Here is a 12,357-nt window from a genome sequence, read left to right as displayed (position 1 = left end):
GGGGAGGCGTGATGCGTGAGTCCGACAGGGCGGCCCAGGCCGCGGGGCGGGCCGCGGCCCGGGATCTGTTCGAGCGGGTGAGGCTGCGCTATTTCCGCCTTCCACCGGCCGTCAGGCGGGTGATGTACGTCTCCGCGCTGATCGGCGCGGTCGGGCTCGGCGCGGCCCTCAGCTGGGACCTGCCCCAGACCTTCGTCGTCGCGCTGGTGGCGCTCGCCTTCGTCGCGCTCACCCTGCGCTTCCCGAGGGCCGCCGCGACCACCCTCGTGGTGGGCGCCTGGGTCGTGCTGACCATCGGCATGTCGGGGCTGCTCTTCCCGGCGGGCTCGGCGCTGCTGCTCGCCCTGCTGGCGCTGCCGGTCGCCGCCGCCGCCCACCTGATCCGGTGGGTGACGCCATGGCTGACGGCCCTGCTCGCCCTTCTGCCGGCCGGTCTGCTCGCCGCCGCCCTGTCCCTGGTCTCCGAGACGATCGCGGTCTGGGTGGCGTACGGCGTGGCGGCCGCGGCCCTGCTCTACCGGTTCCTGCTCGCCCGCCGGGCCCGGGCCGAGCTGACCGGCCAGGAGCAGGAGCAGCTGCGCATCCGGGTGCGCGAGGGCATGCCGGGGGCGCCCGCCGACAGGTCGCCCCAGCCGCCCAGCATCTCGGTCGAGGAGGCGCTCAGCGAGCTGGAGAGCATGATCGGCCTGGCCCCGGTCAAGGAGCAGGTGCGTTCGATAGCGGCGTCCATCGAGGCGTCACGGCTGCGCGCCGAGGCGGGCTACACGGCCGGCCCGCCCACCCGGCACTTCGTCTTCGTCGGCCCGCCCGGCACCGGCAAGACCAGCGTGGCCCGTACGGTCGCGAAGATCTTCTACGCGTTCGGCCTGCTGGAGACGCCCGACGTGGTGGAGGCGCAGCGGGCCGACCTGGTGGGCGAGTTCCTCGGCGCGACGGCGATCAAGACCAACGAGCTGGTCGACCGGGCGCTCGGCGGGGTGCTGTTCATCGACGAGGCCTACGGCCTGGTCATCTCGTCCGACGGCCAGCCTGACCGGTTCGGCGCCGAGGCCGTGCAGACGCTGCTCAAACGGGCCGAGGACGACCGCGAACGGCTGATCATCATCCTGGCCGGCTACGAGCAGGAGATGACCTCCTTCCTCAGCTCCAACCCGGGCCTGGCCAGCAGGTTCGCCACCCGGGTGCGCTTTCCCAGCTACTCGCCCGGCGAGCTGGCCGAGATCACCGTGCTGCTCCAGCGGCAGCGGGGTGACACGATGTCGGGCGAGGCCAGGACGGCGCTGCTCGGCCTGTTCGAGGACGTGCAGCGGCGCGGGCTGGTCGACGAGCTGGGCAACGCCAGGTTCGTCCGCAGCCTGGTCGAGGCCGCCGCGCAGGCCCGCGACGTGCGGGTGGTGGGCGCGGGCGGCACGCCGACCACCGAGGACCTGGTGACCACCACCACGCCCGACGTGACCAAGGCGTTCAACGAGCTCACCGCGCGCTTCCGCGGCTACGAGGCCACGCCCACGCTGGAGGAGGCGCTGGCCGACCTCGACCGGATGGCCGGCCTGGCGCCGGTCAAGCGTCAGGTGCACGCCATCGCCGCGCAGCTGCAGGTGGCGCGGATGCGGCAGGAGCGCGGGCTGCCCACACCGCCGCAGATGCGTCATTTCGTGTTCGTCGGGCCGCCCGGCACCGGCAAGACCACCGTGGCCAGGGTTCTCGGCCGGGTCTTCGCGGCGCTCGGCCTGCTGGCCCGGCCCGACGTGGTGGAGGCGCAGCGGGCCGACCTGGTCGGCCAGCACCTCGGCGCGACGGCGATCAAGACCAACGAGCTGGTCGACCGGGCGCTCGGCGGGGTGCTGTTCGTCGACGAGGCCTACAGCCTGACCAACCCCGGCTACTCCGGCGGCGACGCCTTCGGCGCCGAGGCCGTGCAGACGCTGCTCAAGCGGGCCGAGGACGACCGTGACCGGCTCGTCATCGTGCTGGCCGGCTACCAGAGCGAGATGGACGCGTTCCTGTCCACCAACCCCGGGCTGGCCAGCCGGTTCAACCAGCGGGTGGCCTTCCCCAGCTACTCGCCGGCCGAGCTGTCGGAGATCGCGGTGCTGCTCGCCGACAAGTCGGGCGACCGGTTCGACGACGACGCGCTGCGCGACCTGGACGAGGTGTTCGCCTGGGTCTGCGACGAGCGGCTGATCGACGGGCTGGGCAACGGCCGGTTCGCCCGGTCGCTGTTCGAGCGCGCGGCCATGCGCCGTGACGTGCGGCTGGCGGCCCTGGCCGGCAAGGGCGGCGCCACCACCTCCGCCGAGCTGACCACGATCACCAGCGACGACGTCCGCACCGCGATCGACGAACTTTCCGGGCGCTGACCCGACGCTTCCGTGCGCCGTCCCCGTGTCATGGTGTAGCAATATGACTACGCACCGTGCGCGGGAGGGGGGTCGATGGCCGGGTTCCTGGCCCGCAGGCTGCTCAACTACCTGGTGCTCGTCGTCGTCGCCTCCAGCCTCGCCTACCTGCTGGCGGCCAGCGCTCTCGACCCGCGCTCCAACTACGCCGACCGCACCCCCAAGCCGCCGCCGGCCGTGGTCGACGCCCAGCTCACCGCGCTCAACCTCAACGACCGCACCCCGCTGATCCAGCGTTACGCCACCTGGGCCGCCGGGGTGCTGCACGGCGACTTCGGCAAGAGCGTCACGGGCACGCCGGTCAACGACGACCTCGGCCGCCGCGCCGGTGTCACGGCCCGGCTGGTCCTGCTCGGGCTGGCCTGCGGCAGCCTCGCGGGGGTGCTGCTCGGCGCCTACGCCGCGGTCAGGCAGTACGGATGGTTCGACCGGCTGTCGGCCGGCCTGTCCTTCGTGGTGCTGGCGGTGCCCGTCGTCGTGCTGGCCAACACGCTGATCCTGTTCGGCACCTGGGCCAACGAGAACGTCTTCGGCCGGCAGGTGTTCCTGGTCAGCGGCGAATACAGCGCCGGGCTCGACACCGGGTTCTGGGGGAGCGTGCTCGACCGGGCCCAGCACCTGATCCTGCCCACGGTCTCGCTGTCGCTCGGGCTGATCGCGGTCTTCAGCCGCTACCAGCGCAACATGATGCTCGACGTGCTCGGCGCCGACTACGTCCGCACCGCCATGGCCAAGGGGCTGAGCAGGCGCCAGGCGCTCATCAGGCACGCGCTGCGCACCGCGCTGATCCCCGTGGCGACCTACTTCGCGTTCACCTTCGGCACCCTGCTGATCGGGGCCACCTTCACCGAGAAGATCTTCGGCTGGCACGGCCTGGGCGAGCAGCTGATCAACTCCATCTTCACCAACGACGTCAACACCGTGGCCGCCATCTCCCTGCTCGCCGCGATCGCCGTGCTCTGCGCCTCCCTGGCCGCCGACCTCCTGCACGCCGCCCTGGACCCACGGGTGAGGGCGGGATGACCCTCTCCGAGGAGGAGCTGGGCGAGGAGCTGATCGGGGCCCGCGAGTCCAGGGCGCCGTCCCGGGTCCGGATCGTCGCCAGGAGGTTCTTCGGGTCCCGGCAGGGGCGGGTCGGCTTCGCCGTACTCGTGCTGATGTTCCTGCTGGCGTTCGCCGGGCCGATGCTCAGCCCGTGGTCCTACACCGACAAGGACTTCACCGCGTTCCTGCAGCCGCCGTCGGCCGGCCACTGGTTCGGCACCCTGCAGACGGGCGCCGACGTCTACGCGGTCACGCTGCGCGGCATGCAGAAGTCGCTCATCGTCGGCCTGCTCGCCGCCCTGGTCTCCACCGCGCTGGCCGCCGTGGTCGGCGCCTTCGCCGGCTACTTTCCGGGCTGGCCCGACCGGGTGCTGTCCTGGGGCGTCGACCTGCTGCTCGTGCTGCCCGCGTTCCTCATCCTGGCGATCATGTCGCCGCTGTTCGGGGCCGGGAAGTGGGTGCTGTTCGTGATCATGCTGGCGTTGTTCCTCTGGATGGTCACGTCCAAGATCGTCAGGGGGATGACCATCTCGCTGAAGCGGCGCGAGTTCATCCAGGCGGCCCGGTTCATGGGCGTCCCGCCGGTCACGATCATCTTCCGGCACGTGATCCCCAACCTGTCGTCCCTGCTGATCGTCGACGCCACCCTCAACGTCAGCGCCGCCATCCTCACCGAGACCTCGCTGTCCTACTTCGGCTTCGGCATCCAGCCGCCCGACGTCTCCTTCGGCACGCTCATCGCCGACGGCTCCCGGACCGCCGTCTACGCGCCGTGGACGTTCTGGTTCGTCGCGGGGCTGCTGGTGATCACCGTGCTGGCGGTCAACCTCATCGGCGACTCCCTGCGCGACGCCTTCGACCCCACCTCCACGAGGCCGCGATGACCCCGGTCCTCGAAGTCGCCGGCCTCGGCGTCTCCTTCGGCCCGGTGCCCGCCGTACGCGGAGTGAGCTTCGCCGTACGCCGGGGCGAGGTGCTCGGCATCGTGGGGGAGTCCGGCTCCGGCAAGTCCGTCACCTCGGCCGCGATCATGGGCCTGCTGCCGCCCGGCGCCACCGTCACCGGGTCGGTGCGGCTGCACGGCAGGGAGCTGATCGGCGCCCGCGAGCGCGACCTGACCGCCCTGCGCGGCAGGACCATGTCCATGGTCTTCCAGGACCCGCTGTCCGCGCTGACCCCCGTCTACCGGGTGGGCGACCAGGTCGCCGAGGCCATCCGGGTGCACCAGCCGGTCAGCCGCGAGCAGGCCATGGTCAGGGCCGTCGACCTGCTCGACCTGGTCGGCATCCCCAACGCCGGACAGCGGGCGCTGGCGTTCCCGCACGAGTTCTCCGGCGGCATGCGGCAGCGGGCGATGATCGCGATGGCCATCGCCAACGATCCCGACGTGATCATCTGTGACGAGCCCACGACCGCGCTCGACGTCACCATCCAGGCGCAGGTGCTGGAGGTGCTGAAGAAGGCGCAGCGGGAGACGGGCGCCGCGATCGTGATGATCACGCACGATCTCGGGGTGGTGGCCGGCTTCGCCGACCGGGTGCTCGTCATGTACGCGGGCCGGGTCGTCGAGGCGGGCGATGTCGACGACATCTACTACCGGATGCGGATGCCCTACACCGCGGGGCTGCTCGGCTCGATCCCGCGGATCGACCAGGGCGGCCGCCCGCTGGTGCCGATCGAGGGCACCCCTCCGTCCCCCGTGGCGCTGCCGCCGGGGTGCCCGTTCGCGCCGCGCTGCCCGATGCGGATCGAGGCCTGCGTCCACGGTGAGCCACCGCTGTTCGACGTGGACGAGGGCCACCGGGCGGCGTGCATCCGGTGGGAGGACGTCCGTCCCGCCACCCTCGGTGAGCACCCGCCGCCCGCCCCGAGGCCACCGCGCGGCGGGCCGGTGCTGCGGGTGGACGACCTGGTCAAGGAGTTCCCGCTGATGCGGGGCTCGGTGTTCAAGCGGCGCGTCGGCACGGTCCACGCGGTGGCCGGCATCAGCTTCGACATCCGCGAGGGCGAGACGCTCGGGCTGGTCGGCGAGTCGGGCTGCGGCAAGACCACCACCCTGCTGGAGATCCTGGAGCTGACCAGACCGCAGCGGGGCCGCATCGTCGTGCTCGGTCACGACACCGCCCGGCTGGGCGCGGCCGAGCGGATGGCGATCCGGCGTGACATGCAGGTCGTCTTCCAGGACCCGCTGGCCTCGCTCGACCCCCGCATGACCGTCTACGACCTGCTCGCCGAGCCGCTGCGCACGCACGCCAAGGGCGACCCGGGCCGCCGGATCGGCGAGCTGCTCGCGCTGGTCGGGCTCGATCCCTCCCACGCCGCCCGCTACCCGCAGGACTTCTCGGGCGGGCAGCGTCAGCGCATCGGCATCGCCCGCGCCCTCGCCCTGGAGCCCAGGCTGCTGGTGCTCGACGAGCCGGTCTCGGCGCTCGACGTGTCGATCCAGGCCGGGGTGATCAACCTGCTCGGCTCGCTGCGGGCCCGGCTCGGTCTGTCCTACCTGTTCGTGGCGCACGACCTGGCCGTGGTCCGTCACATCGCCGACCGGGTGGCCGTGATGTACCTCGGCAGGATCGCCGAGATCGGCGACGTGGACGCGGTCTACGGCACACCGATGCACCCCTACACGCAGGCGCTGCTGTCGGCGATCCCGCTGCCCGACCCCGCCCGCGAGCGCTCGCGCCGCCGGATCCTGCTCGAAGGCGACCTGCCCAGCCCGGCCGACCCGCCGTCGGGCTGCCGGTTCCGCACCCGGTGCCCCAAGTTCCGGGCGGAGCTGACCGGCGAGCAGCGGGTCCTGTGCGTCGACGTCGAGCCCGAGATCCGGCCGCTCGGCGTCGACCAGGGTGCGGCCTGCCACTACGCCGAGAAGCTCGAAGTCGTCTAGACCAGGAGGATTCCTTGATGAACGCATCACGTCTGGCCGTCGCTCTGGCCGTCGCCGGTTCGCTGTCGCTGACGGGCTGTGGAGGCGGCCCGGGCGGCGCGGGCGGTTCCGGCGGGCCGGCCGGCGGAGGTGACGCGCGGACGCTCAAGGCGTACGACATCAATCCGCAGCCGCGCGACCGGATCAAGGAGGGCGGCACGTTGCGCTGGGGCATCAACGAGTTCCCCGCCCAGTGGAACCGCAACCACGTCGACGGCAACCTCGCGGTGGCCGCCCTGATCAGCAACGCGCTGCTGCCCACGCCGTTCCTCTCCAACGAGAAGGCGGAGATCACCCCCAACCCCGACTACGTGCTGAAGGCCGAGGTCACCGGCAGCGAGCCCAAGCAGGTCGTCACCTACACGCTCAACCCCAAGGCCAGATGGTCCGACGGCAAGCCCATCACCTGGGCCGACTACCAGGCGCAGTGGCAGGCGCTCAACGGTCGCGACGCCGCCTTCCACATCGTCTCCGCGACCGGCTACCAGGACATCGAACGGGTCGAGCGGGGCAAGGACGACTACACGGTGATCGTCACCTTCGCCCGGCCGTTCGGCGACTGGCAGTCGCTGTTCGGGCCGCTGCTGCCCGCCGCCACCAACCGGACGCCCGAGGCGTTCAACGAGTCCTGGCTGAACAAGATCCCGGTGACGGCCGGGCCGTTCGCCTTCAAGGGCTTCGACCAGACGGCCAAGACCATCACGCTGGTCCGCGACGACAAGTGGTGGGGCGAACGGGCCAAACTCGACCAGATCATCTACCGTGCCTCGGAGCAGGACTCCCTGATGGGCGCGTTCGGCAACGGTGAGCTCGACATCACCGACGTCGGCCCGTCGGCGCCCGACTACGCCCGCGCCAGGTCCACCAGGGGAGCCCAGGTGCGGCAGGCGGCCGGCCCCGACTTCCGCCACTTCACCTTCAACGGCTCCAGCGAGCCGCTCAGGGACGTACGCGTCCGCCAGGCGATCCAGCTGGGCATCAACCGCGACGCCATCGCCCAGTCCGACCTGGCGGGCCTCGACTGGCCGATCACCCCGCTCAACAACCACTTCTTCATGAACACCCAGGAGGGCTACCAGGACAACGCCGGCGACCTGGGCGTCTACAACCCCGAGCGGGCCAAGCGGATGCTGGACGAGGCGGGCTGGAAGCTCACCGGCCAGGTGCGGACCAAGAACGGCAAGCCCCTCGCCCTGCGGTTCGTGGTGCCGTCGGGCGTACAGACCAGCAAGTCCGAGGGCGAGCTGGCGCAGAGCATGCTCGGCCAGATCGGGGTCAAGGTGTCCATCCAGGCGGTGCCCAGCGACGACTTCTTCACCAAGTACGTGATCCCTGGCAACTTCGACATCACGCCCTTCGCGTACATCGGGACACCCTTCCCCGTGTCGAGCAGCTACGGCGTCTACGCGAACTCACCCGACGGCAAGACCTGGAACGCCAATTTTGGCCGCACCGGCTCCGCGGCCATCGACCAGGCGATGAACAAGGCGAGCCAGAACCTCGACCCCGCGCAGGCGCGGGCCGACGCCAACGCCGCCGACAAGCTGATCTGGCAGGAGGTCAACGTGCTGCCCCTCTACCAGCGGCCGCAGTTCGTGGCGGTCAGGCAGTCGCTGGCCAACGTGGGCGCGCGCGGCTTCTACGACCTCCGCTACCAGGACATCGGCTTCACCGCCTGAGGCCCCGATCTGTCGGCGGGGTCTGTCGGCGGGGTCCGATAGAAGTGACGGGTGACCCTTCAGCTGACCTGGCCGCAGATCCTTTCCTGGCGGCTGCGGAGACAGTTCGTGAGCGGCTCCGGCGGCCCCGACGCGGTCTCGGTCGTCCGCAGGCTGTGCGGTGTCCAGACCCAGGTCGCCTCCTCGGCCCAGCTGGCCGTGGCTCTCAGGAGCGCCACGCCCGGCCCCGGCGCCGTCGACCGGGCGTTGTGGGCCGACCGGAGCCTGGTCAAGACCTGGATCATGCGCGGCACCCTGCACCTCCTGCCGTCCGACGAGCTGGCCGGCTGCTGCGCGGCCCTCGCCACGCTGCGGTTCTGGGAGAAAGGCTCCTGGCAGCGCGGGCACGGCGTCACCGCGGCCGAGATCGAGGCCGTCATCGAGGCCGTGCCCCAGGCGCTGGGAGAGCGGGCGCTGACCCGCGACGAGCTGGTCGACGCCGTCGTCGACGTCACCGGTGACGCCCACCTGAGGCAGGCGCTCACCTCCGGCTGGGGCGCCCTGCTCAAGCCGCTCAGCCGCCTCGGCGAGCTCTGCTACGGCCCGCCGCGCGACGGCAGGGTGACGTTCACCGCGCCCCGCCACTGGCTGCCGGGCTGGCCGCCGGTGCTCCCGCCGCAGGAGGAGGCCGGCGTGCGTCTGGCCCGTGCCTTCCTCGGCGCCCACGGCCCGGCTACGCCCGAGATGTTCGACAAGTGGCTCTTCGGGGGCATCGCCAGGAAGGCCGTGCTCAGGGCCTGGTTCCGCGACCTCGGGCCCGAGCTGACCGAGGTCGAGGCCGATGACGGCCGCCGGTTGCTCGTCCTGACCGAGCATCTCGACGACCTCGCCGCCACCCGGCCGTCCAGCGAGACGCACCTGCTGCCGGGGTTCGACCAGTTCATCCTGGCGGCCCCTCGCGACCTGGAGCCGCTCATCCCGGCGGCCGTCAAGGCCAAGGTCAGCCGTCAGGCCGGGTGGATCTCTCCTGTGGTGATCCACGAGGGCAGGGTGACCGGCGTCTGGGAGCGCAAGGGCGGGCAGATCGGCCTCGACCTCTTCGCGCCGGTGCCCGAGGGGGCCCTGGGCCGGGCCGTCTCGCGGATCGAGTCCCTCCTCGCCACCGTGGCCGACGAGCCGTGACAGCGGGGCCGGGCACCGGGAGCTCCCGGCAGGCGGTGGAGTTCTGCGAAGCTTGCCGTATGTCGCGCCCCTTTTCGCAAGTCGACGTCTTCACCGCCACGCCCTACTTCGGCAACCCCCTCGCGGTCGTCCTCGACGGAGACGGCCTGACCACCGAGCGCATGCAGCGCTTCGCCCACTGGACCAACCTGGCCGAGACCACCTTCGTGCTGCCGCCGACCGTGCCGGAAGCCGACTACCGGGTCCGGATCTTCACCCCCTTGTCCGAGCTGCCGTTCGCCGGTCATCCCACACTCGGCACCTGCCATGCCTGGCTGGAGTCCGGCGGCACTCCCAAGGACGACGCCGTGATCGTGCAGGAGTGCGGCGCCGGGCTGGTGCGGGTGCGCAGGACCGACGACGGGCTCGCGTTCGCCGCGCCGCCGCTGCGACGGTCGGGGCCGATCGACGAGCCGCAGGTCCAGCACATCGCCGAGCTGCTGGGCATCGGCCGCGACGAGATCGTCGACGCCGAATGGGCCGCCAACGGCCCAGGCTGGGCGGCCGTGCTGCTCCGCGACGCCGACGCGGTCCTCGCGCTGCGCCCCGGCCGCGTCGACCTCGACCTCGGCGTCGTGGGGCCCTACCCGCCCGGATCGCCGCTCGCCTTCGAGCTGCGGGCGTTCTGTCCGTCCGAGGGCGGCACGGTGGAGGATCCGGTCACCGGCAGCCTCAACGCCTCCGTCGCCCAGTGGCTGCTGCGCACCGGCCGGGCCACCGCCCCCTACGTGGCCGGTCAGGGCACCGTGCTCGGCCGGGCGGGCAGGGTGCACGTCTCGGCCGACGCCGGACAGACCGTCTGGGTCGGTGGCTCCACCGTCACCTGCGTCAGCGGGCAGGTCGAGTTGTGAAGCGCACCTCGTCGCCCGGGCACAGCTGGGCCGCGATCGAGAGGTCGGCCGTCGCGACCACGCCGATCACGGGATAGCCGCCCGTCGGCGGATGGTCGGCCAGGAACACGATCGGCTGCCCGCTCGGCGGCACCTGGACGGCTCCGGTGACCATGCCCTCGCTGGGCAGCTCGCCCTCCCTGGCCCGCGCCAGCTCCCGGCCGCGCAGCCGTACCCCCACGCGGTTGCTGTCCTGGCTCACCTCGTACGGCCGCGCGCACAGGTCGGCGAGCGCGCCCGGGGCGAACCAGTCGTCGCGCGGCCCCGGCAGCACCCGCAGCACCGCCGGGCCCGGGGAGCGCGCCGGAGCCAGGTCGACGGAGATCGGCTCCGCCGCGCCGACGGCGCCCACCGGCAGCACCGTCCCCGCCCGCAGCGGCTCCGGCCCGAGCCCCGACAGCGAGTCGGTGGACCGGCTGCCGAGCACCGGCTCGACCGCGATGCCGCCCCGCACGGCCAGATAGGTACGCAGCCCCCGAGGCGGCGCGCCGAACCGTACCTCGCCCCCCGCCGGAACCCAGAACGGAACCCGCATGCCGGACGCGGCGCCGCGGCTCGTCAGGGGGCAGGGCGCGCCCGTGACGGCGACCCACGCGCCCGAGCGGAACACCAGCCGGGCCCCGCCATAGGTCAGCTCGATCCCGGCCGCCTCCTCGGGGTTGCCGACCAGGCGGTTGGCCAGCCGCAGACTGCCGGCGTCGGCCGCGCCCGAACCGGGCACCCCCAGGTGGGCGTAGCCGCGGCGGCCCAGGTCCTGGACGGTCGCGTACGGGCCGGGCGCGAGCACCTCGATCATGCGGGCTCGAATCGCACGCGGGTCCCCGGCCGGAACGGCGACGGAGGGTCGGCGCCGGTGTCCCACACCCGCACCGAGGTGCGGCCGAGCAGCCGCCAACCGCCCGGCGAGGCGCTGGGGTAGACGGCGGAGTAGGGCCCGGCGACGGCCACCGACCCGGCGGGCACCGAGGTGCGCGGAGTGTCCAGCCGCGGCAGGTGGAGCGCCGGATCCAGCCCGGTCAGATAGGCGAACCCAGGAGCGAACCCCAGCCACCCGACCACCAGCTCCCGCCCGGTGTGCCGGGCGATCACCTCCGCCACGGACAGCCCCGCCAACGCCGCCACGGAATCGAGATCCGCGCCGTCGTAGACGACGGGAATCGTCACCACGTCCTTCGGCGCCGGTCGCGAGGGCGTGCCAGGCGCAGGCTCGCGCGCCTCGGCGAGCAGCTCACCCAGCCGGGCCCGCAACCGGGGCTGGTCCGCTCCGGGGGCCACGACCAGCACGGTCTCCGGCCCGGGCACGATCTCCACCACCCCTTCGAGACCGCGGGCGCGCAGGACGGCGTCGAGCCGGTGCGACACCTCCAGCGCCCCCGTCTCCACGAGCAGCGCGTGCTCCCCGGCCGTCCGGATCACACCGCCACCCCGCGTCCCGGCGCGACGGTCACGCGAACGCCTGCAGAACCACACCCGCCTCGAGCAACCCGTCTCGTACGGCCTGCGCCAGCCGTACGGCGCCGGGCGTGTCGCCGTGGACGCAGATGGAGCGGGCCGAGACCGGCACCGGGGTGCCCTCGATCGAGGTCACCGAGCCCTCCACGGCCATCCGCACCGCGCGGGCCGACACCGCGGCCGGATCGTGGACGAGCGCCCCCGGCTCCCGGCGTGACACCAGGGCTCCGGCGGAGGTGTAGGCGCGGTCGGCGAACGCCTCGGCGATCGTGGGCACGCCCTCGGCCGCCGCCGCGCTGTGCACGGCCGAGCCGGGCAGCGTGAGCACCGGCAGGGACGGGTCGTAGTCGACCACCGCGTCGACGAGCGCCGCCGCCTGCCCCTCGTCGCGGCAGACCCGGTTGTAGAGCGCGCCGTGCGGCTTGACGTACGAGACCCGGCCGCCCATCGCCCGGGCGATGCCGTCGACGGCGGCCAGTTGGTAGAGCACCTCGGCGCAGAGCTCCTCCGGCTCCAGGTCCATCTCCCTGCGCCCGAAGTGGGCCAGGTCGCGGTAGGACACCTGGGCCCCGATCGACACGCCCCGGTCGACGGCCGCCGCGCACGTGCGCCTGATCGTCACCGGGTCGCCGGCGTGGAAGCCGCAGGCCACGTTGGCGCTTGTGACGATGTCGAGCAGCGCGAGGTCGTCGCCGAGCTCCCAGATGCCGAAGCCTTCACCCAGGTCGGCGTTGAGGTCGATCACCATGGATCCATCATGACGGCAC

10 protein-coding genes are annotated in these 12,357 nt (G+C 72.5%); 7 read left to right on the top strand and 3 right to left on the bottom strand.

What is annotated here, in order from left to right:
* The first annotated feature begins 11 nt into the window (after positions 1–11).
* From IEY82_RS27975 to IEY82_RS27945, 7 genes are all read left to right on the top strand, one after another.
* Positions 12–2,360 carry an AAA family ATPase gene (locus IEY82_RS27975; RefSeq protein ID WP_189127225.1) on the top strand — a complete coding sequence of 783 codons (2,349 nt, stop codon included), beginning with the start codon at positions 12–14 and terminating at the stop codon, positions 2,358–2,360.
* Positions 2,361–2,435: 75 nt separating this feature from the next.
* A complete protein-coding gene (locus IEY82_RS27970) occupies positions 2,436–3,422 on the top strand; it encodes an ABC transporter permease (RefSeq protein WP_189127224.1) in 987 nt (328 codons plus the stop codon).
* Positions 3,419–4,327, top strand: coding sequence for an ABC transporter permease (locus tag IEY82_RS27965; protein WP_189127223.1), 909 nt, complete (start codon positions 3,419–3,421; stop codon positions 4,325–4,327). Before IEY82_RS27970 ends, IEY82_RS27965 begins: the two co-directional genes overlap by 4 nt.
* The gene (locus IEY82_RS27960; protein ID WP_189127222.1) at positions 4,324–6,330 is read left to right on the top strand and encodes a dipeptide ABC transporter ATP-binding protein; all 2,007 of its coding nucleotides are present in this window, start codon (positions 4,324–4,326) and stop codon (positions 6,328–6,330) included. Before IEY82_RS27965 ends, IEY82_RS27960 begins: the two co-directional genes overlap by 4 nt.
* Before the next feature lie 17 nt (positions 6,331–6,347).
* The gene (locus IEY82_RS27955; RefSeq protein ID WP_189127221.1) at positions 6,348–8,048 is read left to right on the top strand and encodes an ABC transporter family substrate-binding protein; all 1,701 of its coding nucleotides are present in this window, start codon (positions 6,348–6,350) and stop codon (positions 8,046–8,048) included.
* A gap of 51 nt (positions 8,049–8,099) precedes the next feature.
* Entirely contained in the window at positions 8,100–9,209 is a 1,110-nt protein-coding gene (locus IEY82_RS27950) for a winged helix DNA-binding domain-containing protein (RefSeq protein ID WP_225263928.1), read from the top strand.
* A gap of 59 nt (positions 9,210–9,268) precedes the next feature.
* Positions 9,269–10,099 (top strand): PhzF family phenazine biosynthesis protein, encoded by an 831-nt coding sequence (locus IEY82_RS27945; protein ID WP_189127220.1) that lies wholly within the window; start codon positions 9,269–9,271, stop codon positions 10,097–10,099.
* Here IEY82_RS27945 and IEY82_RS27940 read toward each other — a convergent pair.
* Genes IEY82_RS27940 through IEY82_RS27930 form a run of 3 tightly spaced genes read right to left on the bottom strand, consistent with a single transcriptional unit; the run spans position 10,077 to position 12,338 of the window.
* On the bottom strand, positions 10,077–10,934 hold the full coding sequence (locus IEY82_RS27940) for a 5-oxoprolinase subunit C family protein (protein WP_189127219.1): 858 nt from the start codon (positions 10,932–10,934) through the stop codon (positions 10,077–10,079). The genes IEY82_RS27945 and IEY82_RS27940 overlap by 23 nt on opposite strands.
* Positions 10,931–11,554: a 5-oxoprolinase subunit B family protein gene (locus IEY82_RS27935; RefSeq protein WP_189127218.1), complete on the bottom strand. Its 624-nt coding sequence runs from the start codon at positions 11,552–11,554 to the stop codon at positions 10,931–10,933. Before IEY82_RS27935 ends, IEY82_RS27940 begins: the two co-directional genes overlap by 4 nt.
* Before the next feature lie 28 nt (positions 11,555–11,582).
* On the bottom strand, positions 11,583–12,338 hold the full coding sequence (locus IEY82_RS27930; protein WP_189127217.1) for a LamB/YcsF family protein: 756 nt from the start codon (positions 12,336–12,338) through the stop codon (positions 11,583–11,585).
* Between the last annotated feature and the right edge of the window lie 19 nt (positions 12,339–12,357).

The organism is Nonomuraea cavernae (genome assembly GCF_014646355.1).
Classification (GTDB): Bacteria; Actinomycetota; Actinomycetes; order Streptosporangiales; family Streptosporangiaceae; genus Nonomuraea; species Nonomuraea cavernae.
This window is presented reverse-complemented; position numbering and strand designations above follow the sequence as displayed.

Bases quoted from the DNA above. Each gene is read 5' to 3' on its own strand.
- IEY82_RS27975 (WP_189127225.1), top strand. From the start codon at position 12: ATGCGTGAGTCCGACAGGGCGGCCCAGGCCGCGGGGCGGGCCGCGGCC.
- IEY82_RS27970 (WP_189127224.1), top strand. From the start codon at position 2,436: ATGGCCGGGTTCCTGGCCCGCAGGCTGCTCAACTACCTGGTGCTCGTC.
- IEY82_RS27965 (WP_189127223.1), top strand. From the start codon at position 3,419: ATGACCCTCTCCGAGGAGGAGCTGGGCGAGGAGCTGATCGGGGCCCGC.
- IEY82_RS27960 (WP_189127222.1), top strand. From the start codon at position 4,324: ATGACCCCGGTCCTCGAAGTCGCCGGCCTCGGCGTCTCCTTCGGCCCG.
- IEY82_RS27955 (WP_189127221.1), top strand. From the start codon at position 6,348: ATGAACGCATCACGTCTGGCCGTCGCTCTGGCCGTCGCCGGTTCGCTG.
- IEY82_RS27945 (WP_189127220.1), top strand. From the start codon at position 9,269: ATGTCGCGCCCCTTTTCGCAAGTCGACGTCTTCACCGCCACGCCCTAC.
- IEY82_RS27940 (WP_189127219.1), bottom strand. From the start codon at position 10,934: ATGATCGAGGTGCTCGCGCCCGGCCCGTACGCGACCGTCCAGGACCTG.
- IEY82_RS27930 (WP_189127217.1), bottom strand. From the start codon at position 12,338: ATGGTGATCGACCTCAACGCCGACCTGGGTGAAGGCTTCGGCATCTGG.